17 protein-coding genes are annotated in these 25,397 nt (G+C 70.0%); 8 read left to right on the forward strand and 9 right to left on the reverse strand.

The features are described 5' to 3' along the window. The first annotated feature begins 173 nt into the window (after nucleotides 1-173). Nucleotides 174-1,907: a GMC oxidoreductase gene (locus tag ACAG20_RS05405; RefSeq protein ID WP_370491822.1), complete on the forward strand. Its 1,734-nt coding sequence runs from the start codon at nucleotides 174-176 to the stop codon at nucleotides 1,905-1,907. A 4-nt stretch (nucleotides 1,908-1,911) separates the two neighbouring features. On the opposite strand, the gene ACAG20_RS05410 is transcribed toward ACAG20_RS05405, so the two are convergent. Together ACAG20_RS05410 and ACAG20_RS05415 are read right to left on the reverse strand one after the other, a co-directional pair. Beyond that, on the reverse strand, nucleotides 1,912-4,272 hold the full coding sequence (locus tag ACAG20_RS05410; RefSeq protein WP_370491823.1) for a glycoside hydrolase family 65 protein: 2,361 nt from the start codon (nucleotides 4,270-4,272) through the stop codon (nucleotides 1,912-1,914). Then, the gene (locus ACAG20_RS05415) at nucleotides 4,269-5,027 is read right to left on the reverse strand and encodes a beta-phosphoglucomutase family hydrolase (protein ID WP_370491824.1); all 759 of its coding nucleotides are present in this window, start codon (nucleotides 5,025-5,027) and stop codon (nucleotides 4,269-4,271) included. Before ACAG20_RS05415 ends, ACAG20_RS05410 begins: the two co-directional genes overlap by 4 nt. Before the next feature lie 83 nt (nucleotides 5,028-5,110). Here ACAG20_RS05415 and guaA point away from each other — a divergent pair, with 83 nt between their 5' ends. The 3 genes from guaA (at nucleotide 5,111) to ACAG20_RS05430 (ending at nucleotide 9,203) form a co-directional block, all read left to right on the forward strand. Then, nucleotides 5,111-6,664 (forward strand): glutamine-hydrolyzing GMP synthase, encoded by a 1,554-nt coding sequence (guaA, locus tag ACAG20_RS05420; RefSeq protein WP_112688463.1) that lies wholly within the window; start codon nucleotides 5,111-5,113, stop codon nucleotides 6,662-6,664. Between the two features lie 242 nt (nucleotides 6,665-6,906). After that, nucleotides 6,907-7,602, forward strand: coding sequence for a hypothetical protein (locus tag ACAG20_RS05425; protein WP_370491825.1), 696 nt, complete (start codon nucleotides 6,907-6,909; stop codon nucleotides 7,600-7,602). Nucleotides 7,603-7,613: 11 nt separating this feature from the next. Then, nucleotides 7,614-9,203 carry a DNA polymerase Y family protein gene (locus tag ACAG20_RS05430; protein WP_370491826.1) on the forward strand — a complete coding sequence of 530 codons (1,590 nt, stop codon included), beginning with the start codon at nucleotides 7,614-7,616 and terminating at the stop codon, nucleotides 9,201-9,203. 145 nt (nucleotides 9,204-9,348) lie between these two features. On the opposite strand, the gene ACAG20_RS05435 is transcribed toward ACAG20_RS05430, so the two are convergent. The 3 genes from ACAG20_RS05435 to ACAG20_RS05445 are packed head-to-tail and all read right to left on the reverse strand — an operon-like array spanning nucleotide 9,349 to nucleotide 13,097. After that, on the reverse strand, nucleotides 9,349-10,299 hold the full coding sequence (locus tag ACAG20_RS05435) for a nucleoside hydrolase (protein ID WP_370492061.1): 951 nt from the start codon (nucleotides 10,297-10,299) through the stop codon (nucleotides 9,349-9,351). 13 nt (nucleotides 10,300-10,312) lie between these two features. Continuing rightward, nucleotides 10,313-12,337, reverse strand: a complete 2,025-nt coding sequence (locus ACAG20_RS05440; protein WP_370491827.1) for an SDR family oxidoreductase — start codon at nucleotides 12,335-12,337, stop codon at nucleotides 10,313-10,315. 43 nt (nucleotides 12,338-12,380) lie between these two features. Next, entirely contained in the window at nucleotides 12,381-13,097 is a 717-nt protein-coding gene (locus tag ACAG20_RS05445) for a histidine phosphatase family protein (RefSeq protein WP_370491828.1), read from the reverse strand. 91 nt (nucleotides 13,098-13,188) lie between these two features. On the opposite strand from ACAG20_RS05445, the gene ACAG20_RS05450 reads away from it, so the two are divergent. Then, the gene (locus ACAG20_RS05450) at nucleotides 13,189-14,058 is read left to right on the forward strand and encodes a MaoC/PaaZ C-terminal domain-containing protein (RefSeq protein WP_112688140.1); all 870 of its coding nucleotides are present in this window, start codon (nucleotides 13,189-13,191) and stop codon (nucleotides 14,056-14,058) included. 45 nt (nucleotides 14,059-14,103) lie between these two features. Here ACAG20_RS05450 and ACAG20_RS05455 read toward each other — a convergent pair whose 3' ends face one another. Beyond that, a complete protein-coding gene (locus ACAG20_RS05455; protein ID WP_370491829.1) occupies nucleotides 14,104-15,486 on the reverse strand; it encodes an acyl-CoA dehydrogenase family protein in 1,383 nt (460 codons plus the stop codon). 40 nt (nucleotides 15,487-15,526) lie between these two features. Further along, nucleotides 15,527-16,633 carry a trehalose-phosphatase gene (gene otsB, locus ACAG20_RS05460; protein ID WP_370491830.1) on the reverse strand — a complete coding sequence of 369 codons (1,107 nt, stop codon included), beginning with the start codon at nucleotides 16,631-16,633 and terminating at the stop codon, nucleotides 15,527-15,529. A gap of 71 nt (nucleotides 16,634-16,704) precedes the next feature. On the opposite strand from otsB, the gene ACAG20_RS05465 reads away from it, so the two are divergent. After that, on the forward strand, nucleotides 16,705-17,577 hold the full coding sequence (locus ACAG20_RS05465) for a universal stress protein (RefSeq protein WP_112688144.1): 873 nt from the start codon (nucleotides 16,705-16,707) through the stop codon (nucleotides 17,575-17,577). A gap of 9 nt (nucleotides 17,578-17,586) precedes the next feature. Here ACAG20_RS05465 and ACAG20_RS05470 read toward each other — a convergent pair whose 3' ends face one another. Continuing rightward, nucleotides 17,587-20,481, reverse strand: coding sequence for an RND family transporter (locus ACAG20_RS05470; RefSeq protein ID WP_370491831.1), 2,895 nt, complete (start codon nucleotides 20,479-20,481; stop codon nucleotides 17,587-17,589). Further along, nucleotides 20,478-20,909, reverse strand: a complete 432-nt coding sequence (locus ACAG20_RS05475) for an MmpS family transport accessory protein (RefSeq protein WP_370491832.1) — start codon at nucleotides 20,907-20,909, stop codon at nucleotides 20,478-20,480. The genes ACAG20_RS05470 and ACAG20_RS05475 overlap by 4 nt, the downstream gene beginning before the upstream one ends. Nucleotides 20,910-21,021: 112 nt before the next feature. On the opposite strand from ACAG20_RS05475, the gene ACAG20_RS05480 reads away from it, so the two are divergent. Together ACAG20_RS05480 and ACAG20_RS05485 are read left to right on the forward strand one after the other, a co-directional pair. Further along, the gene (locus tag ACAG20_RS05480) at nucleotides 21,022-24,303 is read left to right on the forward strand and encodes an error-prone DNA polymerase (protein ID WP_370491833.1); all 3,282 of its coding nucleotides are present in this window, start codon (nucleotides 21,022-21,024) and stop codon (nucleotides 24,301-24,303) included. Nucleotides 24,304-24,352: 49 nt separating this feature from the next. Next, entirely contained in the window at nucleotides 24,353-25,396 is a 1,044-nt protein-coding gene (locus tag ACAG20_RS05485; RefSeq protein WP_370491834.1) for an MOSC domain-containing protein, read from the forward strand. Nucleotide 25,397 lies beyond the last annotated feature (1 nt).

Raw genomic sequence — 25,397 nt, forward strand, 5'->3', positions numbered from 1 at the left:
GGTGGCGAAGCGAAGCTGGGACCGCCGAATGACCCCGGCGGTTCAGCGAGGTTCGCCGGAGTTGGCCCCCGGGCCGGTGGAGGCGAAGCGAAGCTGGGACCGCCGAATGACCCCGACAGGTAAGGGCTGCCTAGCTAGCAAGTTACCGGCGGGTAGAGCCATACTTGCGGGCTATGGAGCCTGATCGCCAACCTGACTATGACGTCCTCATCATCGGTTCGGGGTTCGGTGGCAGCGTGAGCGCGCTGCGACTGACCGAGAAGGGCTACCGGGTCGGCGTTTTGGAGGCGGGCCGCCGTTACGCCGACCCGGACTTCGCCAAGAACTCCTGGCACCTGCGGGATTTCCTGTGGGCGCCGAAACTGGGGTGCTACGGCATCCAGCGGATCCACCTGCTCAACAACGTCATGGTGCTGGCCGGCGCCGGGGTGGGCGGCGGCTCGCTGAACTACGCCAACACCCTCTACGTCCCGCCGGAGCCGTTCTTCGCCGACAAGCAGTGGGCGCACATCACCGACTGGCGGGCCGAGCTGATGCCGCACTACGACCAGGCCCAGCGGATGCTCGGGGTGGTGCAGAACCCGACGTTCACCGACGCCGACCGCATCGTCAAGCAGGTCGCCGACGATATGGGCGTCGGCGACACGTTCGTGGCCACGCCCGTCGGGGTGTTCTTCGGTGAGGGCGGCGAGAAGACCCCGGGCAAGACGGTGCCCGACCCATACTTCGGCGGCGCCGGCCCGCAGCGCACCGGTTGCCTGGAGTGCGGCGAGTGCATGACGGGCTGCCGGTGGGGCGCCAAGAACACCCTGGTGAAGAACTACCTGTACCTGGCGGAATCGGCTGGCGCGCAAGTGCATCCGATGACGACCGTGACCGGCTTCGAGCAGGATGTCGATGGGCTGTGGCAGGTGCGGACGGTGCGCACCGGCCTGCGGGTGCGCCGACACCGCAAGACCTTCACCGCCCGGTATCTGATCCTGGCCGCGGGCACCTACAACACCCAGAAGTTGCTGTTCAAGATGCGCGACCGGGGGAAGCTGCCCCGACTCTCCGACAAGCTGGGTGTGCTGACCCGCACCAACTCCGAATCGATCGTCGGCGCAGCCACGTTGAACGTCAACCCGGACCTGGACCTGACCCACGGCGTGGCGATCACCTCCTCGATCCATCCGACCGCCGACACCCACGTCGAACCGGTCCGCTACGGCAAGGGCTCCAACGCGATGGGCCTGCTGCAGACCCTGATGACTGATGGCGCCGGCCCGCAGGGAACCGACGTCCCGCGCTGGAAGCAGCTGCTGGATCAGGCCCGTGAAGACCCGGCGCACATCCTGCGGCTGCTCAACCCCAAGCAGTGGAGCGAGCGCACGGTGATCGCGCTGGTCATGCAGCACCTGGACAACTCGATCACCACGTTCACCAAACGCGGCAAGCTGGGCATCCGCCGCTACACCAGCAAGCAGGGCCACGGTGAACCCAACCCGAGCTGGATCCCGGTCGGCAACGAGGTCACCCGCCGCATCGCCGCCAAGATCGACGGCGTGGCCGGCGGCACCTGGGGCGAACTGTTCAACATCCCGCTCACCGCGCACTTCCTGGGCGGGGCGGCGATCGGAGACAGCCCCGAGCACGGCGTCATCGACCCCTACCAGCGGGTGTACGGCTACCCGACGCTGGCGGTGGCCGACGGTGCGGCGGTCTCGGCCAACCTCGGCGTCAACCCGTCGCTGTCGATCACCGCGCAGGCCGAGCGGGCCGCGTCGCTGTGGCCAAACAAGGGTGAGGACGACCAGCGGCCGGCCCAGGGCGAACCCTACCGGCGGTTGGAGCCGATCGCGCCGAAGAACCCGGCGGTGCCCGACCACGCCGTCGGCGCGCTGCGCTGGGCTTCCGGCATCGGCTGAGGCGTCACCGCGCGAACTGGCGCCGGTGGGAGGGCGCGCGACCGGGCGGCTGCAGCGGTGGCGGCAGCAGTGGCTCGCGCGGACACGCCGGCACCGTGGTGGGCGCTTGCGTGCTCAGTTCGAGTTCCTTGCCGGCATGGTGGATCGTCAGCCGGCCGTCCGGGCCGTCCCGCAGGGTGTAGCTGACCTCGTCGTCGGTGGCGGTTACCGTCACGCGGAATCCCCTCCAGCGCAACCGGAATCGCAGGCGTGAAATCCCCTCGGGCAAAGCCGGGTTCAGCGCCAGCACGCCCTGGTCGTCGCGTAGCCCGCCGAACCCGGCCACCAGCGCCAGCCAGGTCCCGGCCAGTGCCGCCAGGTGCAATCCCTCGCGGGTGTTGTCGTGCAGGTCGCGCAGGTCGACGAACGCCGTCTCGTAGGTGTAGTCGTGGGCCAGCTCCAGGTGTCCCACCTCGGCGCACATCACCGCCTGGGTGCACGCCGACAGTGACGAGTCCCGCACCGTGCGCCGCTCGTAGTAGTCGACGTTGCGGGCCTTCTGCTCAGGTGTGAACGCATGGCTGCGCCAGTGCATGGCCAGCAGCACGTCGGCCTGCTTGACCACCTGGGCCGGGTACAGCCGCACGTAGGGCTCGTTGAGCAACAGCGGGTAGGTGGTTCGGTTGTCGAAGTCCCACTCCGCGGCGGAGGTGAAGCCTTCGCACTGCGGGTGAACGCCGAGCTCCTCGTCGTAGGGAATGTGTGTCGCGTCGGCGGCATCCCGCCAGCTGGCCATCTCCTCGTTGGTGACCCCCAGTTCCTGGGCGGCATCGGGGTGGCGAGCGCACGCGTCGGCGGCGGTGCGCAGGTTGTGGGCGGCCATCAGGTTGGTGAACAGGTTGTCGCGGACGATCGCGGTGTACTCGTCGGGGCCGGTCACCCCCGACAGGTGCCACACCCCGTGCCGGTCGTGGTGACCCAGCGATCGCCACAGCCGGGCCGTCTCGATCAGCACTTCCAGCCCGCACTCGGCCTCCAGGGAGCCGTCCCCGGTGACGACCCGGTACTGCTCGAACGCCGCGGCGATGTCGGCGTTGATGTGCCAGGCGGCGGTGCCGGCCGGCCAGTACCCCGAGCATTCCTGGCCGCGGATCGTCCGCCACGGGAACGCCGCCCCGGCCAGCCCGAGTTCGGTGGCCCGGTCGCGGGCCAGATCGAGCGTCGACGACCGCCAGCGCAGCGCGTCGGCCGCCGCGTAGGGAGCGGTGTAGGTCAGCACCGGGATGATGAAACTCTCGCTGTCCCAGAACGTGTGGCCGTCGTATCCGGTGCCGGTCAACCCCTTGCTGGGGATCGCCCGGTGTTCGGCGCGGGCGCTGGCCTGCAGGATGTGGAACAGCGCGAAACGGACCGCCTGCTGGCAATCGGGGTCACCGTCGACCTCGACGTCGGCACCGTCCCAGAACTCGTCGAGGTAGGCCCGCTGGGAATCCAGCAGCCCCTGCCAGCCGCTGTAGCGCGCACCGGTCAGCGCGGCGATCGCCTGGTCGCGCAGCGCGGGCCGGGACCGCTCGCTGGACCAGCCGTAGGCCAGGTACTTGATGATCCGCAGTTGCTGTCCCGGCCGCAGCCCGCACACCACGGTGGTCGCGGCCACGTCGGGAATCGCCATGGTGTTGACCTGGACCCGGCCCGGTACCTCGATCTCGTGGTGCATGGCCGCGGCCATCATCAGATCACTGGCCCGGGTACGGTGCACCAGCACCGCGCCGGTGTCGGTGGTCTCCCGTTCCACGGCTTCCAGCGGGTGGTCCAGGATCGCCGCGACCCGAGGATCACCGGAGGTCGGCGGCTGATCCTCGTTGGCGACCAGCTCGGATTGCACTGTCACGCGCACGAATTCGTCGACGGCCTCGACGGTGTATTCGATGGCCGCGACACTGCGCTGGGCCAGCGAGACCAGTCGGGTCGAGTGCACCTTGACCTGTTGGCCCGCCGGGGAGCGCCAGTGCACGCGGCGGGTCAGGGTGCCCGCCCGCATGTCGAGGATCCGCTCGTGGTCGATCAGCTCGCCGTAGCGGACGTCGAACGGCTCGTCGTCGACCATCAGCCGGATGATCTTGCCGTTGGTCACGTCGACGACGGTCTGCCCGGCCTGCGGATAGCCGTACCCGGCTTCGGCGTAGGGCAGCGGCCGAACCTCGTAGAACGAGTTCAGGTAGGTACCGGGCAGGCCGTACGGCTCGCCCTCGTCGAGGTTGCCGCGCAGGCCGACGTGTCCGTTGGACAGCGTGAACAGGGATTCGGTCTGCCCGAGCACATCGAGGTCGAGCCGCGTTTCGCGGACCTGCCACGGCTCGATCGGAAAATAGTCCTCAGGAATCATTCGGCCTTTTCTCCCAACAGTTCCTCCAGATCGGTGACAACGACGTCGGCGCCATGGCTGCGTAGGTCTTCGGCCTGCCCCACCCGGTCGACACCCACCACGAAACCAAACCCGCCGGCCCGTCCGGCCGCCACCCCCGACAGCGCGTCCTCGAACACCGCGGCCGCGGCGGGGTCGACGCCGAGCAGTTGCGCCGCCCGCAGGAACGAGTCGGGGGCCGGTTTACCCGCGAGGTGTTCGGCGCGCAGGGTGACGCCGTCGACACGCTGGCCGATGAACTTCTCCAGGCCGGTGATCGCCAGTACCTCGCCGGCGTTGGCGCTGGCCGACACCACCGCGGTGGCCAGGCCTGCCGCGGTGACCGCCGCCAGGTAGCGCCGGGAGCCTTCGAACACGTCCACCCCGTCGGTCTGCAGCGTCAGGTGGAAGGCCTCATTCTTGCGGTTGCCCAGGCCGTGCACGGTTTCGGCGTCGGGCGGGTCGTCGTCGGTGCCGTCGGGCAGCGTGATGTTGCGACTGGCCAGAAAGGTACGCACCCCGTCGTCGCGTTTCCGGCCGTCGACGAAGCGCCGGTAGTCGTCGACAGGGTCGAACGGCACGAACGGCTCGCCGGTGCGTTCGGAGCGTGCCGACAGATACGTGTCGAACATGGCCTTCCAGGCCCGGGTATGCACGCTGGCGGTGTCGGTGAGCACGCCGTCCAGATCGAACAGGCAGGCGCGCACCGACCGGGGCAGGCCGAGCAGTTCGGACACGGTCCGCCCTCCTTTCCGGTTGTGTCCACTTCACCATGCCTACCGTCGGATGGGTTGAGTTTGCCGCCACTAAGCTCTGTGTGGTGTCGTCTCCATCGCCTCGCCCCGTGTTGGTCATCGACTTCGGCGCGCAGTATGCCCAACTGATCGCGCGCCGGGTCCGGGAGGCGCGGGTGTTCTCCGAAGTCGTCCCGCACACCGCGACCGTCGAGGAGATCGCCGCGCGTGAACCGCGGGCGATCGTGCTGTCCGGCGGGCCGGCCAGCGTCTACGCCGACGGCGCCCCCCGGCTCGATCCGGCGCTGTTCGACCTCGATGTGCCGGTGTTCGGCATCTGCTACGGCTTTCAGGCGATGGCGGCCGCCCTCGGCGGCACCGTCGAGCGTACCGGCACCAGTGAGTACGGCCGCACCGAGCTGAAAGTGTCCGGCGGCGAACTCCATTCGGGCTTCCCGGCTTCCCAGCCGGTGTGGATGAGCCATGGCGATGCGGTGACCGCCGCCCCGGACGGGTTCGCGGTAGTGGCCAGCACCGAGGGCGCTCCGGTGGCCGCGTTCGAGAACCGGGCCCGCCGACTGGCCGGGGTGCAGTACCACCCGGAGGTGATCCACACCCCGTACGGGCAGCGGGTGCTCAGCCGGTTCCTGCACGAGTTCGCCGGGATCGACGCGTCCTGGACGCCGGCCAATATCGCCGATGCGCTGATCGCGCAGGTGGGTGAGCAGATCGGGGACGGGCACGCCATCTGCGGGTTGTCCGGTGGGGTGGATTCCGCGGTCGCCGCGGCGCTGGTGCAGCGCGCCATCGGGGACCGGCTGACGTGTGTGTTCGTCGACCACGGGTTGTTGCGCGCCGGGGAGCGCGAGCAGGTGCAGGAGGACTTCGTCGCCGCCACCGGGGCGAAGCTGATCACGGTCGACGCCGCCGAGACGTTCCTGGACGCGCTGTCGGGGGTGTCCGACCCGGAGGGCAAGCGAAAGATCATCGGGCGGCAGTTCATTCGCGCCTTCGAGGGCGCGGTGCGTGATCTGGCCGCCGAGGAACCGATCGATTTTCTGGTGCAGGGCACGCTGTATCCGGACGTGGTGGAATCCGGCGGGGGTGCCGGCACCGCGAACATCAAGAGCCACCACAACGTCGGCGGGCTGCCGGACGACCTGAAGTTCACTCTCGTCGAGCCGCTGCGGCTGCTGTTCAAAGATGAGGTGCGCGCGGTCGGACGGGAGTTGGGGCTGCCGGAGGAGATCGTGGCGCGCCAACCGTTCCCCGGGCCGGGGCTGGGCATCCGGATCGTCGGCGAGGTCACCGCGGAGCGGCTGGCGACGCTGCGTCAGGCCGATGCGATCGCCCGCGAGGAGTTGACCACCGCCGGTCTGGACCATCAGATCTGGCAGTGCCCGGTGGTGCTGCTGGCCGACGTCCGCTCGGTCGGGGTGCAGGGCGACGGCCGCACCTACGGGCATCCGATCGTGCTGCGGCCGGTCTCCAGCGAGGACGCCATGACCGCCGACTGGACCCGGGTCCCCTACGAGGTGCTCGAGCGCATCTCCACCCGGATCACCAACGAGGTGCCCGAGGTCAACCGCGTCGTGCTGGATGTCACCAGCAAACCGCCCGGCACCATCGAGTGGGAGTAGACACACCCGTCACTTACCGCGCTGGGGGCGCATCCGCCTCAAGCGACACAGGAGCAAGCCACGGTCGCTGTTGGCCGCCGCCGAGCGGCAACCGGGCCGTTCTTCGAAGTCTGCTGATGCGGTGCGGGTGTGACGCGCGGGACGCCTGATCCGCCCGGCTTGACGGTTGTCGGTGGGGAAGTGTTCACTCGGATCAATCGAACATAGTTTCGAGTCGATGCGAGGTTTCCCCGGAGGCGATCATGACGGCGGCGGTGGAGCTGGGGCAACGTCCCAGCGGCCCTGAAAATCGAGCTGACCAGCTGGAACAGCTGCGCCGGCAGATGGCGGCGGTGGCCGGAAAGGTAGGCGCCGGGCGGCGGGGAGTGGTCTCGGCTGTTCCGGCTGCCCAGGCTTTCGAGGCCGCGCTGCCGGTCCCGCCGCTGCTGGCCGGGGTGCTGCCCGCCGGGTTGCCGCGGGGTGCCGTGGCGGTGGCCTCGGGGGCGCGCTCGCTGATGCTGGGCATGGTGGCCGCGGTGACGGCCGCCGGCGGTAACGCGGCCATCGTCGGCCAGCCGGACGCCGGGCTGCTGGCCGCCGCGGAGATGGGCGCCGACCTGAGCCGGCTCGCGGTGATCCCCGATCCCGGCAACGATCCGGTGGAGGTGGCCACGGTGCTGATGGACGGCATGGATCTGGTGGTGCTCGGCCTGGGCGGCCGCCACGTGCCGCCGGCACGCACCCGGGTGGTGCTGGGCCGCGCGCGGCACCGGGGCTGCGCCCTGCTGATCTGTGACGGTGACTGGCAGGGCGCGGCGCTGCGACTGGAGGCCCGGGTGAGCGGGTATGAGGTGATAAGCGGGGGCTGTGCGGCACGCCCGGGCTTCGGGCGGATCGGCGCGGTGCGGCTTGAGGTGCGGGCGCGCGGGGGCGCGGTCGGACGAACCAGGGCTGGGTAGCGGGTCTTCTCATGGCCGACTCTCGGGTACTGGCGCTGTGGTGCATGGACTGGCCCGCCGTTGCCGCGGCGGTCGCGGCGGGTCTGCCGGCCACCGCGCCGATCGCCGTCACCCTGGCCAACCGGGTGATCGCCTGCTCGGCCGGTGCCCGTGCGGCGGGGGTGCGCCGTGGGCTGCGGCGCCGGGAGGCCGCGGCCCGCTGCCCGCCACTGCACGTGGTGGCCGCCGACACCGATCGCGACGCCCGGTTGTTCGAGCCGGTCCTGGCCGCGGTTGACGAACTGGTGCCGGCCGCCGAGGTGCTACGGCCCGGCCTGCTGGTGGTGTCGGTGCGCGGTGCGGTCCGGGCCTTCGGCTCCGAGGAGCAAGCCGCCGAACGCCTCGTCGACGCGGTGGCCGCCGCCGATGTCGAATGCCAGGTCGGGATCGCCGATGGGCTCTCCGCCGCGGTGCTCGCCGCGCGCGCCGGCGCCGTGGTACCACCCGGCGGGGACGCCCGGTTCCTGTCGGCGCTGTCGATCCGGCAGCTGGCCGCCGAACCCAGCCTGTCCGGCCCCGGACGTGACAGTCTCGTGGACCTGTTGTGGCGCTTGGGGATCCGGACCATAGGGCAGTTCGCCGCGCTACCGCGTCGAGATGTGACATCGCGGTTCGGCTCCGATGCGCTGACCGCGCACCGATTCGCCCGCGGCGAGCCGGAACGCGGGCCGTCCGGGCGGGAGCCCGCCCCGGATCTGGACGCGGTGCTGCACTGCGATCCGCCGATCGACCGGGTCGACGCCGCGGCGTTCGCCGGCCGCTCGCTGGCCGGCGTGCTGCACCGGACGCTGATGGCCGCCGGTGTCGGCTGCACCCGGCTGGCCATTCACGCCGTCACCGCCACCGGTGACGAGTTGACCCGGGTGTGGCGGTGCGCCGAGCCGTTGACCGAGGACGCCACCGCCGACCGGGTGCGCTGGCAACTGGACGGCTGGCTGAACAGCCGCCTCACCTCCGACCGGCCCACCGGCCCGATCACGCTGCTGCGGCTGCAGCCGGTGGAGGTGCTCTCGGCGACCGAGGCGCTGCAGCTGCCGCTGTGGGGAGGGCTCGGCGAGGAGGACCGGCTGCGGGCCCGCCGGGCACTGGCGCGGGTGCAGGGGCTGCTCGGCCCGGAGGCGGTGCGGGTGCCGGTGCTCTCCGGTGGCCGCGGCCCCGCCGAGCGCATCACCTTGACCCCGCTGGGGGACGAGCCGGTGCCGCTGGCCGACCCGCGCCAGCCGTGGCCCGGCCGGCTCCCCGAGCCCTCGCCGGCGGTGCTGCTCGACGATCCGGTGGAACTGCTTGACGCCGAACGAAACCCGATCCGGGTGACCGGCCGCGGATTGTTCTCGGCCGATCCGGTGTGGCTGGTGGCCCGGGGGCGTGATGAGCGGCTGCGCTGGTGGGCCGGGCCCTGGCCGGTCGACGAGCGGTGGTGGGATCCGCAGCGGGAGGGGCCGGGATCGGGACGCACCGCCCGGGTCCAGGCGCTGCTGGACGGCCCGGCCGGCGCGCCCGGTCAGGCGCTGCTGCTGTGCTACCGGCTGCGGCGGTGGTACCTGGAGGGCAGCTATGAGTGACGAGGCACTCAGCCCAGCCGGCGGGCCAACGCGCCGACTCGGCCGTCCCACCCTTCTTCGCCCAACGTGTAACCACTGCGAAAAACTGCGCCTCAAATCGCAGTGGTTACACGCTCGGCGGGATGGGGATGGGGCGGGGAGGCACTCAGCCCAGCCGGCGGGCCAACGCGCCGATTCGCTGCACGAGCCGGTCGAAGAACGCCGCCGGGTCGACGCCCACGCCGATCAGCGCGTTGGGCTGCCCGGCGTTCCAGTCGGGAATCGTGCGCCCGCGCTCCGCCCCGGGTGTGAGCACAACCCGTATCGCGGCCGGCCGGGTGGTCACCAGGCCGGGTTCCAGCGCGACCGCCGCGGCCAGCGGATCGTGCAGATACGCCAGGTACCCGTGCCCCCGGGCGTCGTGCGCCTCGAAGTAGAACCGCAGTGCGTCGTGGAGCAACCGGACCACCGGGCTGTCTGACGGCGCCGGCAGCAATGCCAGGATCGCCGGGGTGATCGCGATGCGCTGGGTCAGATCCAGCCCGCATATCAGCGGAAGCCGTTGCGGCGCAACGGCCGCCCACGCCGAGAACACCTCGGCGGCCGCCTCGGGATCGAACCCGATGTTGAACTCGGCCCGGCCGGCCCGCTCGCCGGAGAACACGCCGCCCATGATCACCAGCCGGCGCAGCAGCGTGGGCAGTGCGGGCTCGGCCCGCAGCGCCAGCGCCAGGTTGGTCAGCGGGCCGGTCACCAGCCCGATCAGCTGCCCGGGGTGTTCCCGCGCGGCGACGGCCCACGCCGCCGCGGCGTCGTATCCGGTGAGCCGGCCGCTGCCCGGCGGCAGCTCGGCATACCCCAGTCCCTGCGGCCCGTGAATGGCCTCCGCGGTGCGGACCGGCCCGCTCAGCGGTGCCTCGGCGCCCCGCGACACCGGAATGCCGCTCGCCCCGCACAACTCCAGCAGAGCCAGGTTGTTGCGGCAGACCTGTTGCACCGCAACGTTTCCGCCGGTTGCTGCCAGACCCACCAGCCGGGCCTGCGGGTCGGCCAGCAGGTAGACCAGCGCAACGGCGTCATCGACGCCGGTGTCGACGTCGGCGAAGACCGGCAGCATCACGACCGCACGATCACCAGTACACGCCCGGCACCAGCCGGACCGCCCGCTTGACCGGACGGGGCACCCGTACCCGGCTGATCGCCCGGGCCGGCCGCTTCGGCCTGCGGGAGGACTGCCGTGGCGGCTGCGCCGCAGCGGCCGGTGCCACGCCGCGCGCGGCGGCCGAGTCCGGGTAACCCAGGTAGAGCTGGTGCAGCAGCCGGCGCGCCAGCCGCGGGGCGATGTAATTGCCTGCCTCGGCCAGGGTGCCCAGCGGGGTGTCGATCCGGTCCGGCTTCTCGATCAGACCGCGCACCACCATGGCGGCCGCGTGCTCGGGGCTGATCGCCCCCACCGGCAACAGCTTGCCCGTCGGCGCGATCATCGGCGTGGCCACCAACGGCATGTGGATGGTGGTGAAGGTGACGTGATCTGAGAGCGTCTCGGTCGACACCACATCGGCGAACGCGTCCAGCGCGGCCTTGGTGGGCACATAGGCGCTGTAGCGGGGACTGTGCGCCAGCACCCCTTCGCTGGAAACGTTGACGACGTGGCCGAACCGGCGTTCCCGCCAGTGCGGCAGCAGTGCCAGCACCATCCGCACCGCGCCGAAGTAATTGACCGCCATGGTGCGCTCGTAGTCGTGCAGCCGATCGGTGGAACTGGCCACCGAGCGGCGAATCGACCGGCCGGCGTTGTTCACCAGGTAGTCGACGTGGTCGAACCGGCCCAGGATGTCCTTGACGGTGTGCTCCACCGACGCCGAATCGGTGACGTCGCAGCTGAACGCGTGGGCCTGCCCGCCCGCGGCGCGGATCTCGGCCACCAACTCATCGAGCGCCTCGCCGCTGCGGGCCAGTGCGAAGACGACACCGCCGCGCTCGGCGACCGCGATCGCCGAGGCCCGGCCGATGCCGCTGGACGCCCCGGTGATGACGACGTGCCGGCCGACCAGGGGTCCGGCCGGATCTCCGCGGCGGGCGCGGTCGGGATCCAGCTGCTGCGCCCAGTATCGCCACAGCCGAGGCGCGTACTCGGCGAACCGCGGGACCTCGATACCGGTGCCCCGCAACGCCTCCCGGGTGGCATCGGCGACGAACGTCGGCCGTAGGTTCACCAGGTCGAGCACCTCGGCGGGCAGGCCCAGCTGGGTCGCGACCATGTTGCGCCACACCCGCGCCCGGCCGCCGACGTTGAGCAGCGGGGCCGCCACCGCGCCGGGCAGCTTGGTGCGCAGCGGCGGCAGCCCCGCCTCGGCCGCGACGGCCCGGTAGATATCCGGCAGCCCAATCGATTTCGGCGCCGTCAGGTGGAAGGTACGCCCGTCGCACCCGTCGGCGTGCATCAACTCGACGAGCGCGTCGACCACGTAGTCGACCGGGACGACGTTGGTGCGTCCGGTGTTGGGCACGGCCATCGGGGTGAGCCGGGGTAGCGCCGCCAGCTTGGCCAGCAGCGGGAAGAAGTAGTACGGGCCGTCGATCTTGTCCATCTCGCCGGTGCGCGAATCACCCACCACCACCGCCGGGCGGTAGATCCGGTAGCGCAGCCCCGGCGTCGAGCGCACCAGCGCTTCGGCCTCGAACTTGGTCTGGTGATACGGGGTCGGCAGCGCCTGGCCGATGTCGAAGTCGGCCTCGGTGAACTCGCCGGCGTAGTCGCCGGCCACCGCGATCGACGAGACGTGCGCCAAGGTGGCATCGAGCCGCTTCGCCAGCCCGATCACCGCGCGGGTGCCCTCGACGTTGGCCGCCTGCTGTTCGGCCGCGCCGGCGGTGATGTCGTAAATCGCCGCACAGTGCAGCACGTGATCGATGCTGCCGAGTTCGTCGATCACCGTGTCGGTCAACCCGAGGTTCTCCGCTGTCAGGTCGCCGACCAGCGGCTTTACCCGCTCGCCCCAGCCTTGGCCGGGTTGCGAGGCCAGCGCTTCGAAGCGGCCCAGCGACTCGCGGCGCACCAGCACCCACACCTGCGCGTCGGGCCTGGTCGTCAGCAGACGGGACACCGCCCGTCGCCCGATGAATCCGGTACCGCCGGTAACGACATAGCGCATCCGGTCATGGTGGCCTGTCACGGCCACCACGTCAACCGTGGGCTCAGAACGCGCGAATTCCGTCCCAGTCCACCAGCTTCCAGCCGGTGCTCGGGCTGCCCTTGATCACCACCCGGCCGATGTTGGGCAGCGGGTGGTCGGTCATCAGCTCGTCCCGCGGGTTCCTGACGTTCATCAGCGTCCACGCCATGATCGACGCCGAGTGCGAGAACGCCACCGGATTGGCGTCGCCGCTGTCGTAGATCCGCTGCACCGCGGCGCTGAACTCGTCGTTGAACTGGTTGCCGTCGATCGAGCCGGGTATGGCCGCGGTCCGGTCACCGTGAATCCAGGCCTGTGGGGCCAGCAGATAGGTCGCGTTGACCACCGTGTTCTGCTTGTCGGCGAACCAGCCCGCGTCGATCTCCCGCAGCCCGGGCAGGATCTGCACCTGACGGCCGAGTTCGCGCGCCAGCGGCGCGGCGGTCTGCTGGCTGCGCGCCATCGAGGAGGCGTACACGCCGTCGTAGCGGTTGCGCGACAGCTGATCCACGATCTCCTGGGCCTGCGCGCGGCCCTTCTCGGTCAGCCCCGGGCCGGGCACCGTGGTGTCGATGATCCCGGCGGCGTTGGCTTCCGATTCGCCGTGGCGAATGAACGTCAAAGTGATGGTGCGGGTATGCGGTGTCCCCGAACAACCCCCGAGCACCAGGGCTGCGGCGAGGGCGGCGGCCACCATCGCGAATACCGTGCCGGTGCGGTTCCAGATGCGCTTCCCCATGGCGACAGCCTGCCGTGTCGGCGGTGCCGACGGGGCCGGTTCTGCTGAAATGGTGAGGCGAATCCGCCCATGATCGCGGTAAGGAGAACCCATGGCACTGGATCCGACAGCCGTCGGCGCGACCACCGATCCGGTACTGGTCGAATGGACCGATCGCGACACCATGCTGTATGCGCTCGGCGTCGGCGCCGGGACAGCCGACCTGGCGTTCACCACCGAGAACAGCCACGACATCCCGCAGCAGGTGCTGCCCACCTTCGCCGTGGTCTGCTGCCTGGGCTTCGCGGCCGCCGGCAAGATCGGCACCTTCAACCCGGCGATGCTGCTGCACGGCTCGCAGCAGGTGCGGCTGTTCGCGCCGCTGCCCGCCGCCGGAAGCCTGCAGGTGGTCGCCGAGGTCGCCGACATCCAGGACAAGGGCGAGGGCAAGAATGCCGTGGTGATGCTGCGGGCGCGCGGCACCGACCCCACGACCTCCGAGCCGATCGCCGAGACGCTGACCACGCTGGTCATCCGTAAGGCCGGTGGTTTCGGCGGGGAGCCGGGGCAGCGGCCGGTGGCCCCGCAGATTCCGGATTCCGAGCCGGATGCCCGCGTGGCCTATGCGACCCGCGAGGACCAGGCGCTGCTGTATCGGCTCTCCGGCGACCGTAACCCGTTGCACAGCGACCCCTGGTTCGCCACCACGCTGGCCGGTTTCCCCAAGCCGATCCTGCACGGGTTGTGCACCTACGGCTTCGCCGGCCGCGCGCTGGTCGCCGAACTCGGCGGCGGCGACGCCGAGCGGGTCACCGCGATCACGGCACGCTTCACCGAACCGGTGTTCCCCGGCGAGACGCTGACCACCTCGATCTGGCGGACCGAGCCGGGCAGGGCGGTGTTCCGAACCGAGGCCGCCGGTCCCGACGGCGTCAACCCGCGGGTGGTGCTCGACGACGGTGCCGCGGAGTACCGGGGCTGACCGCCCGTTGCGGACTTCCGGCGCCCAGGGCTCCCAGCGCACGGGCTACGGGCGCGGGGGTCGCAGCACTTTCATCGCCAGTCGCATCACCGGACCGGGGATCCGGTCCTGCATCGCCAGTGCGGCGCTGGCCGCGCGGGTGCGAATAGGGGTGCCGCGGCCGAACATCCGGTTCAGCGGGCCGCCGGACGGCTCGATCTCGACATGCAGCGGCGGAGCGCCTTCCGAGGCGCCCAGCGCCTGCGAGATCACGATCCGCTGTATCTCGCTGGTGCCCTCGAAGATGGTGTACAACTTGGCATCCCGATACCACTTCTCCACCGGGTGATCGGTGATGTAGCCCCAGCCGCCCAGCGTCTGAATCGCGCGTTCGGTGGCCCGCACCGCGACCTCACTGGCCGCCAGCTTCGACATCGACCCCTCGCCGCGGCCGAACGCGATCCCGTTGGCCGCCATCCACGACGCCCGCCAGGTCAGCAGGCGCGCGGCGTCGATCGCGGTGGCGAGCTCGGCCAGCGGAAAGGCGATGCCCTGATTGTCGATGATCGGTCCGCCGAACGCGACCCGTCGGGTCGCGTAGCCGGTGGCGTATTCCATTGCAGCGCGGGCAATCCCGATCGCCTGAGCAGCAACCATCGGCCGGGTCTGCTCGAAGGTGCCCAGCGTCGCCGACCTCGACGACGTGCCGCCGGCAACGGCTTCGCGGGCCTTGGCGAGCTTGTGGTCGAGCTTTTCCTGACCGCCCAGCAGATTGGCCTGCGGTACCCGGACGCGATCGAAACGCAGCTCGGCGGTGTGCGACGCCCGGCAGCCCAGCTTGTCGAGTTTGCGCACCAACTCCAGGCCGGGGGTGCCGCCGGGCACGATGAACAACGCCTGCCCGCGATGACCGAGATCTTTGTCCACGACGGCGTTGACCACGTGCACGTCGGCGATACCGCCGTTGCCGATCCACATCTTGTGCCCGTCGATAACCCAGTCGTCGCCGTCGCGGTGGGCCGTGGTGCGCAGGTTGCGTACGTCGCTGCCGCCTTCGGGCTCGGAGATCGCCAGGGCCGCGAGCTTGAGGTCACCGGGCGTGCCGAAGCATTCCGGCGCCCACTCCAGCAGCTGTTCGGGGGAGGCGGCCTGACCGATCGCCGAGAGCGCCAGCGCCGGCATCACGATCGCCAACCCGATTCCGGCGCAACCCCAGAACAGCTCCTCCATGAACATCGGCATCGACAGGCCCGTCGAGTCCCCGATCAGATCCCGGTAGAACAACGGGCTGTAGAAGCCCTGCTGGGCGGCTTCCTCCAACACCGGCCACGGGAACTCCTGCCGCTGGTCGTAGTCGAGGGCGACCGGACGGATGACGGACTCGGCGAACTGATGGGTGCGGCGCGCCAGATCGTGCTGCGCCGCGGTCGGCCTGAGATCGAAGGTCATGGGCAGGAGTTGCCCGTTCGCCGATCGGCCAAACGTCCCGCTACCCGGCGCCGAGCCTGCCGGCCAGTTGCGCGGTGAACTCGACGACCCGGGCCGGGCTGTCCAGTGCGAACCGGGCCGCGGTGGCGCGGTCCCCATCGTCACTGTGCCGCACCAGGATTCCGACGCCCGCCAGATCGGCGACCGCGTCGAACGCGTCTTCGTCGGTGATGTCGTCGCCGAGGAACAGCGGTGTCACCGTGCCCAGCCGCTCCAGAATCCAGTGCAGTGTGCGGCCTTTGTCCCAGTCGATCTCCGGGCGCAACTCGATCACCTCGCGACCGGTCGTTACCCGCAGGCCCAACCGCCGCCCGGCGTCGCGCACCGCCGCCATCGCCTCGCCGACCCGGTCCCGGGCCGCGTTGCGGTAGTGCACCGCGACGGCGAATCGCTTGTGCTCCACCACGACCCCCGGTATCGGGCCGATCTGCTCGCGCAGCGACGCGGCGGCACCGGCCAGCACCGGCACCGCGTCGGCGGCGGCGTCGTTCTGGTGGTGGGCGCCGTCGGGACCGGTCAGCTCGAAGCCGTGACTGCCCGCATACCAGATCCCGGCCAGGCCAATCCGCGCCCGTACGTCGTCCAGGTCCCGCCCGGACAGCACCGCGACCGGGCAGCGGGCGGCCAGCGCGGCCAACGCCTCCACCGCACCGGCGACCGGCCGGGCCGCGTCGGGATCCTCGACGATGTCCGACAGCGTGCCGTCGAAGTCGAAGAACACCGCCGGATGGGTGAGCTCGCTCAGCTCCGGCGCCGTCATCGCGTCGGCCAGCGCCGACATCGGCCGATCACCGGTACGCACCTCGATCTGGCCCGGCTCGGCCACCACCGCGTCGCCGCCGTCGGTTCCCACGCCGACGACCAGGGCGAAACCCGCACTCCGCGCGGCGGTTACGTCCGCGTCGGAGTCGGTGAGCACCACGCTGCGGCCCGGCCGCACACCCAGCTCGGCGGCAGCGGCCACCAGCTGCGCGCTCGATGCCACCGGTTGGGTGCGCAGCCCGGCCTGCTGCAGCCGCTGGGCCAGGGCCGTGGCGAGTGCTTCGGTGTCGGCGCCGAGACAAAACAGCACCGCGTCGTGCCGCCGCGGGTCGATCGTGATGGGCAACTTCTGATCCGCCTTCCTCCAGCTGGACGCTTGGCTGGTCACCACGGTGTCATACCGCTTAGCGTGGGGGGGTGAACCCCGCAATCCTGGTAGGTGTCGACGGATCGCCGTCGTCGAACGCCGCGGTCGAATGGGCGGCGCGCGCCGCCGCCCTGCACAACCTGCCGCTGACGCTGGTCCACGTGCTGGCCCCGCCGGTGGTGATGACGTTCCCCGAGACGCCGATGCCGCCGGGCTACACCGAGTGGCAACAGGAGCAGGGCGAACGCCAGCTGCGGGAAGCCGTCGTAATCGCCGAGACGCAGGGCGAAAACCTGCGGGTCGACGCCCAGCTCGTGGTGGGGTCGACGGTTCCGATGCTGGTGGACGCCACCCGCGACGCCGCCAGGCTGGTGGTCGGGTCTCGCGGTCACGGGCTGCTGCGCCGCAGTCTGCTCGGCTCGGTCAGCTCGTCACTGGTGCGGCACGCGCACTGTCCGGTCGTGGTCGTCCACGAACCCGACCCGGACAGCGACCCGCACTCCGACACCGCGCCGGTCGTGGTCGGCATCGACGGCTCTCCGGTGTCGGAGGCCGCCACCGAACTGGCGTTCGCGGAGGCGTCGTTGCGGGGAGTGGAACTGGTGGCGGTGTACGCCTGGCACGACAGCGGCATGCTGGATTTCCCCGGCATCGACCTGGCCGCAATGGCATCGGACGGGGAGTTGGCCCTGGCCGAGCGGCTGGCGGGCTGGCGGGAGCGCTATCCCGACGTCACGGTGCGCCGTGTGGTGGTCTGTGACCGGCCGGCCGACCAACTCATCGAGCAGTCCAAGCAGGCCCAGCTGGTGGTGGTGGGCAGCCACGGCCGCGGCGGTTTCACCGGCATGCTGCTGGGGTCGGTGAGCCAGGCGGTGGTGCAGTCGGCGCACGCGCCGGTGCTCGTCGTCCGCCCGCAGCAGTGACGTTCGCGGTCAGCCGCTGCCGACGGAGACCGGGGTCGGCGCAACCTGCTGGGCGATCGGGCTGGGCCGCGACCACACCCGCTGCGGCCACCAGAACCAGCGGCCCAGCAGCGCGGCGATCGACGGCGTCATGAACGAGCGGATCACCAGGGTGTCGATGATCAGACCCAGCCCGATGGTGGAGCCCACCTGACCGATCACCCGCAGGTCGGAGACCAGCATCGACATCATGGTGAAGGCGAACACCAGACCCGCCGAGGTCACCACGGAGCCACTGCCGCCCATCGCGCGGATGATGCCGGTCTTGAGCCCGCCGTGCATCTCCTCCTTCATCCGGGAGACCAATAGCAGGTTGTAGTCCGAGCCCACCGCCAACAGGATGATCACGCTCATCGCCAGCACCATCCAGTGCAGGTGCAATCCGATGATGTGCTGCCAGACCAGCACCGAGATCCCGAACGATGTGCCGAGCGAGAGCAGCACCGTGCCGACGATCACCGCCGAGGCCACCACCGCCCGGGTGATCAGCAGCATGATGATGAAGATCAGGCACAGCGAGGCGATGCCGGCGATCATCAGGTCCCAGGCCGACCCGTCCTTCATGTCCTTGAACACCGACGCGGTGCCCGCCAGGTACACCCGGGAACCCTCCAGCGGGGTGCCCTTGAGTGCCTCGTGGACGGCGTGCTTGATCGGCTCGATGTGGCTGACGCCCTCCGGGGACATCGGGTCGCCCTCATGGCTGATGATGAACCGCACCGCGTGCCCGTCCGGGGACAAGAACATCTTCATCCCGCGCTTGAAGTCGGGGTTGTCGAACGCCTCGGGCGGCAGGTAGAAGGAGTCGTCGTTCTTGGAGTCGTCGAACGCCTTGCCCATGGCGTTCTGGCCGTCCATCATCTTGTCCATCTGCAGCTGCAGGCCCTCCATGGTGGACTGCATCTTCAGCTGGGTGACCCGCATGTTCTCCATGGTCGCGATCATCGGCGGCATGATCTCGAGCATCCGGGGCATCAGCGAGTCGAGCCGGTCGATGTCGGGCAGCACCTTCTCGAAGTCCTCGGTCATCTGGTCGATGCCGTCCATCACGTCGAAGATCGACCGGATCGACCAGCAGATCGGGATGTCGAAGCAGTGCGGCTCCCAGTAGAAGTAGCTGCGCATGGGGCGCCACATGTCGTCGAAGTCGGCCATCTCGTCGCGCATCTTCTGGATGTCGTCGAGCATGGTGTGCATCTTGGTGGCCATGCTGTGGGTGGTCTCGGACATCTCGCGGGTGACTTCCAGCATCTGCTTCATGGACTCGACCGAGACCATCATGTCGTCGCCCATCTTGAGCATGTCCTTCATGCGGTCGAGCATGTACTTCATGTTCAGCTGCTGGGTGGTGCCCTGCATGCTCATCGCGAACGGGATCGTGGTGTGTTCGATCGGTGTGCCCAGCGGCCGGGTGATGGTCTGCACCCGCCCGACCCCCGGCACCTCGAAGACCCGTTTGGCGATCCGGTTGATGACCAGGAAATCAGCCGGGTTGCGCAGATCGTGGTCGGACTCGATCATCAGCAGTTCCGGGTTCATCCGGGCCTGGGAGAAGTGCCGGTCCGCGGCGGCGTAGCCGATGTTGGCCGGCACATAGTCGGGCATGTACACCCGGTCGTTGTAGTTGGTCTCATACCCCGGCAGGGTGAGCAGCCCGACCAGGCAGACCCCGGTGGTGGCCACCAGCACCGGACCCGGCCAGCGCACGATCATCGCGCCCAGCCGTCGCCAAGCCCGAATCCGCATCGCCCGCTTGGGTTCGAGCATCCCGAAGCGGCTGGCCACCGCCACCACCGCGGCACCGAAGGTCAGGGCCGCGAACGTCACCACCACCATGCCGATCGCCAGCGGGATACCCAGCGACTTGAAGTAGGGCAATCGGGTGAAGGACAGGCAGAAGGTGGCCCCGGCGATGGTCAGCCCCGAGCCCAGGATCACGTGCGCGGTGCCGTGATACATGGTGTGGAAGGCCGACTCCTTGTCCTCGCCGAGCGACCGCGCCTCCTGATAGCGGCCGAGCAGGAAGATCGCGTAGTCGGTGGAGGCGGCGATGGCCAACGTCACCAGCAGGTTCACCGCGAACGTCGACAGCAGAATGACGTTGTAGTAGCCGAGCACGGCCACCACGCCGCGGGCCGCGGCCAGTTCGAACACCACCATGCCCAGCACCAGCAGCACCGTGCCGATCGACCGGTAGAAGTTCAGCAGCATCACGATGATCACCACGAACGTCAGTCCGGTGATGATCTTCAGGCTCTTGTCGCCGGCGATGTGCTGATCGGCATTGAGTGCCGACGGACCGGTGACATAGGCGTGCACCCCAGGGGGCGCCGGAGTGTCGGCGATGATCTGCTGGACGGCCTTGACCGAGTCGTTGGCCAGCGTCTCGCCCATGTTGCCGGCCAGGTACACCTGGACGTAGGCGGCCTTGCCGTCCGGGCTCTGCGATCCCGCCGCGGTCAGCGGGTCGCTCCAGAAGTCCTGGATGTGCTCGACGTGCTCGGTGTCGGCCTGCATCTTGGCGACCAGCTCGTCGTAGTAGGCGTGCGCGTCATCGCCGAGCGGCTGGTCGCCTTCGAGCACCACCATCGCCGAACTGTCCGACTTGAACTCGTCGAAGGTCTTGCCGATGCGCATCATCGAGATCATCGACGGGGCGTCTTTGGGGCTCATCGAGACCGCGCGCATCGCCCCGACCTCGTCGAGTTGCGGCACGATCACGTTCACCAGCACGGTGACCGCCAACCAGGCCAGGATGAGCGGTACCGCGAGCCGGCGGACCCAGGTCGCGATGGCGCCGCGGTGGGGTGGCGGCGCCGCCGGCAGCGTGTCGGTGGGAGTGTCGTCGCTGAGGTGTTTGCTCATCCTGATTTCACAATGCAGAAGGTCTGGGCGCTCACGGGGCTGCTGGTGATTCGTTCGTCTTTGAGCACGCCGTCGATGGTGACCCGGCAGCCGATGGTGCTGCCGTCACCCTGGGCGACGATGTTGGGACTCACCGCGGGGTTGGTGGTCGACAGGGTCAGCGACCACGGCAGGCCGGCGCCGTCGACCCGCTGCGGTAGGGCTTCCAGATCGAGGTAGTTGATGTCGGCGTAGGTGCCGTCCGGGCTGAAGACGTCGTAGACCACGACCTTGGGGTGAAACGGCTTGGTGTCCTCGAACGGGACGGCGCTGCTGCCGCTGTCATCGCCGCCGAAATAGCCGCGAATGCGATGCACGACGAACCCCCCCACCACGAGAACCATCACGATGAGCAGCGGTAACCACGCGCGTCTGACAACGCCGAACATCAAGAATTGCCTTTCGGGTGGTGCCGGAATCTGACACAGATTAGTGCATCAAAGTTCTTTCCGTCACCCCAGGGGGGCACAAATCGCACACACGTTCGATATCGTGGTGGATGTGGGCTGGGGCAGTGGGCCGCCGAGCTGGGCGGAAATGGAGCGGGTGCTCAGTGGTAAGCCTCGTCACACCCGCCAGTCGGCCGGTGTGCCGGTCGATCGCACCCCGCCGCGACCCGGGTCGGCCGGCCCGACGGTCCCTTATGCCGAGCTGCACGCGCACTCGGCGTACAGCTTCTTGGACGGGGCCAGCACCCCGCAGGAACTGGTCGCCGAGGCCGCCCGGCTGGGCCTGCGGGCGATCGCGCTGACCGACCACAACGGTTTGTACGGAGTGGTGCGGTTCGCCGAGGCGGCCGCCGAGCTGGCCGCCGCGGGCCAGGAGATCGCCACCGTCTTCGGCGCCGAGCTGTCGCTGGGGGGCACCGGTTCTGGGCCGGGCCGCACCGACGACCCGGACCCGCCCGGCCCGCACCTGCTGGTGCTGGCCCGCGGCCCGGAGGGCTACCGGCGGTTGTCGCGGCAGATCGCCGCCGCTCACCTGGCCGGCGAAAAGGACAGGCCCCGTTTCGATCTGGACACGCTGGCCGATGCGGCGGGCGGGCACTGGCACATCCTGACCGGTTGCCGCAAAGGTCATGTCCGTCAGGCGCTGGCCGCCGGTGGTCCGGATGCGGCCGCGGCCGCGCTGGCTGATCTGGTGGACCGGTTCGGGGCCGGGCGGGTAAGCATCGAGCTGACCCGGCACGGCGATCCCTGCGACGACGAGCGCAACGCGGCCCTGGCGGCGCTGGCACCCAGGTTCGGGGTTTCGGTGGTGGCCACTACCGCAGCGCATTTCGCCGGGCCGGACCGGGGCCGGCTGGCGATGGCGATGGGGGCGATCCGGGCACGGCAGTCGCTGGATGCCGCGGCCGGCCGGCTGGCCCCGCTGGGAGGCGCGCATCTGCGCTCGGGCGCGGAGATGGCCCGGCTGTTCGCGGCGCACCCGTCGGCGGTGCCGGCGGCGGCCGAACTCGGCGAACGCTGCGCGTTCTCGCTGACGCTGATCGCCCCGCAGCTGCCGCCGTTTGCCGTCCCGGACGGGCACACCGAGAACAGCTGGCTGCGGCAGCTGACCCTGGCCGGCGCCGCGAAACGCTACGGCCCGCCCGGGGGAGCGCCGCGCGCTTACGCTCAGATCGATCGCGAGCTGGATGTCATTGCCCAGCTGGGGTTTCCGGGCTACTTCCTGGTGGTGCACGACATCACCCGGTTCTGCCGGGAAAGTGACATCCTGTGCCAGGGCCGGGGGTCGGCGGCCAACTCCGCGGTCTGCTACGCCCTCGGTGTCACCGCGGTGGATCCGGTCGCCAACGAGCTGCTGTTCGAGCGGTTTTTGTCCCCGGCCCGCGACGGCCCGCCCGACATCGACATCGACATCGAGTCGGATCGGCGCGAAGAGGTGATCCAGTACGTCTACGACAAGTACGGCCGCGATCATGCCGCCCAGGTCGCCAACGTCATCACCTACCGGGGCCGCAGCGCGGTGCGCGACATGGCCCGCGCGCTGGGATATTCGCCCGGACAGCAGGACGCCTGGAGCAAGCAGCTGGGCCGCTGGGGTTCGTTGAGTCGCGCCGACGACGCCGACACCGAGGGCATTCCCGAGCCGGTGATCGACCTGGCCACCCAGATCGCCGACCTGCCAAGGCATCTGGGCATCCACTCCGGCGGTATGGTGATTTGTGACCGGCCGATTGCCGACGTGTGCCCGGTGGAATGGGCACGCATGCCCGGCCGCAGCGTGCTGCAGTGGGACAAAGACGACTGTGCGGCAATCGGTTTGGTGAAGTTCGATCTGCTGGGGCTGGGCATGCTCTCCGCACTGCACTACGCGATCGACCTGGTGGCCGAGCACAAGGGCATCGAGGTGGACCTGGCCGCGCTCGACCTGTCCGAGCCGGCGGTGTATGAGATGTTGGCCCGCGCCGACTCGGTCGGGGTGTTCCAGGTGGAGTCGCGCGCGCAGATGGCCACGCTGCCGCGGCTGCGCCCCCGGGAGTTCTACGACCTGGTGGTGCAGGTGGCGCTGATTCGCCCCGGGCCGATCCAGGGTGGGTCGGTGCATCCCTACATTCGCCGGCGCAACGGCATCGACCCGGTGAGTTACGAACATCCGTGTATGGAGCGGGCGCTGCGAAAAACCCTGGGTATTCCGTTGTTTCAGGAGCAGCTGATGACCCTGGCGGTGGACTGCGCCGGATTCACCGCCGGCGAAGCCGACCAGTTGCGCCGCGCGATGGGCTCCAAGCGGTCCCCGGAGCGGATGCGCCGGCTGCGCGACCGGTTCTACGACGGCATGGCCGAGTTGCACGGCATCACCGGGCCGGTGGCGATGAGGATCTACGAGAAGCTGGAAGCCTTCGCCAACTACGGATTTCCGGAGAGTCACGCGATGAGCTTCGCGTCGCTGGTGTTCTACTCGGCCTGGTTCAAGCTGCACCACCCGGCCGCGTTCTGCGCCGCGCTGCTGCGGGCGCAGCCGATGGGCTTCTATTCGCCGCAGTCGCTGGTCGCCGACGCCCGCCGGCACGGCGTCGCGGTGCACGGGCCGGACGTCAACGCCAGCCTGGCGCACGCCACCCTGGAACACGACGGCACGCAGGTCCGGCTCGGGCTGGGCGCCGTCCGCGGTATCGGCGTCGAGGCCGCCGAGCGGCTAGTGGCCGAGCGCGTGGCCCACGGGCCATTCGCCTCGATGCTGGATCTGACCGGGCGGGTTCAGCTTTCGGCGCCGCAGGCCGAGGCGTTGGCGACCGCCGGCGCGTTCGGCTGCTTCGGCGCGTCACGCCGGGAGGCGTTGTGGGCGGCCGGTGCGGCGGCGGGGCAGCGGCCGGACCGGTTGCCCGGGGTGGGGGTGTCCTCGCACACCCCGGCACTGCCCGGAATGAGCGAGATCGAGCTGTCCGCCGCCGACGTTTGGGCCACCGGCGTGTCTCCGGACAGCTTCCCGACCCAGTTCCTGCGCGCCGACCTCGACGCGGTCGGGGTCGTCCCGGCCGGACAGCTCACCGCCGTCCCCGACGGCACCCGGGTGCTGGTGGCCGGCGCGGTCACCCACCGGCAGCGGCCGTCGACCGCCCGCGGCGTCACGTTCGTCAACCTCGAGGACGAGACCGGGATGGTCAACGTGCTGTGCACCCCGGGGGTGTGGGTGCGGCATCGCCGGTTGGCGCAGACCGCGACGGCACTGCTGATCCGCGGGCGGGTGCAGAACGCCAGCGGGGCGGTCACCGTGCTGGCCGAGCGGCTGGGCGCACTGGAGTTGGTGGTGGGGTCGCGCTCCCGGGACTTCCGCTGAGCCCGGGATATGCCCCGGACTCATCTCCGGCCGATTAAGCTCTGCGGCGATGGACGAGGTCGGTCGAATCACCGGAATCTGGCGCTACCCGGTGAAATCCATGGCAGGGCAGCGCGTCACCACCGCTGAGGTCGGCAAACTGGGCCTACACGCGGACCGGACGTGGGCCGTCCGCGACCTGGAGAAGAACGCGACCACCAGCGCCAAGCGGCTGCCGGGGCTGCTGTTGTGCACCGCACGTTATGCGCTGCCGCCACCGCCGGAAGCCGGTCCCGGCCACGCGCCGGAGGTGCTCATCGGGTTCCCCGACGGCAGCGAGATATCCAGTTTTGATCCGGGAGTCCACGCCGCGCTCTCGTCGTACCTCGACAAAGACGTCGAACTGCGGCCGCTGCCACCGATCGAGGACCGTGACCAGTATCGCGGGACGATGGCGAACCCAGCCGATCTGCACCAGTACTTCGGGCTCGACGAGGACGAACCGCTCCCTGACCTGTCGATGTTCCCGGTCAAGAAGCTCGCGGAATTGAGCCGCTACATCACCCCGGTCGGCAGCTATGCCGACGCCTATCCGGTGCACGTGGTCACCGAGCAGACGCTGCGCAGGATGGCCGCCCTGGCGCCGGGTTCCGACTTCGACGTTCGCCGCTTTCGTCCCACGATCCTGGTTGATGCGACCACCACGTCCACCACGTCCACCACGTCCGGCCAGCCGGAGACCGACTGGTGCGCAGGCACGTTGCACGCGCCGCGGGCCGCCCTCAAACCGCTGCTGCCCACCGTCCGCTGCGTGATGCCATCCCACCGGCAATATGAGCTGCGCCGGGATCGACAGATCACCCGCACCCTGGTGGCGCACGCACACCACTGCCTCGGTGTCTACGCAACGGTCGCCCGAAATGGGCAACTCCGCGAGGGGGATCCGCTTGGTTTCGTCCCGTCGGATCGCTCGCTTATTGCCGCCACCGCCGGAGCGGGCGCCGTGCGGGTCAAACGTCTGCTGATGAAGGCCGGCGCCACGGCGATATCGCGCGGTGCGAAACGCCGGCAGCATCAGCCGCGATCCGGTGAGCAGGCTGTCGAGAACAGCTAGC

Source organism: Mycobacterium sp. pW045 (genome assembly GCF_041287085.1).
Lineage (GTDB): Bacteria > Actinomycetota > Actinomycetes > Mycobacteriales > Mycobacteriaceae > Mycobacterium > Mycobacterium algericum_A.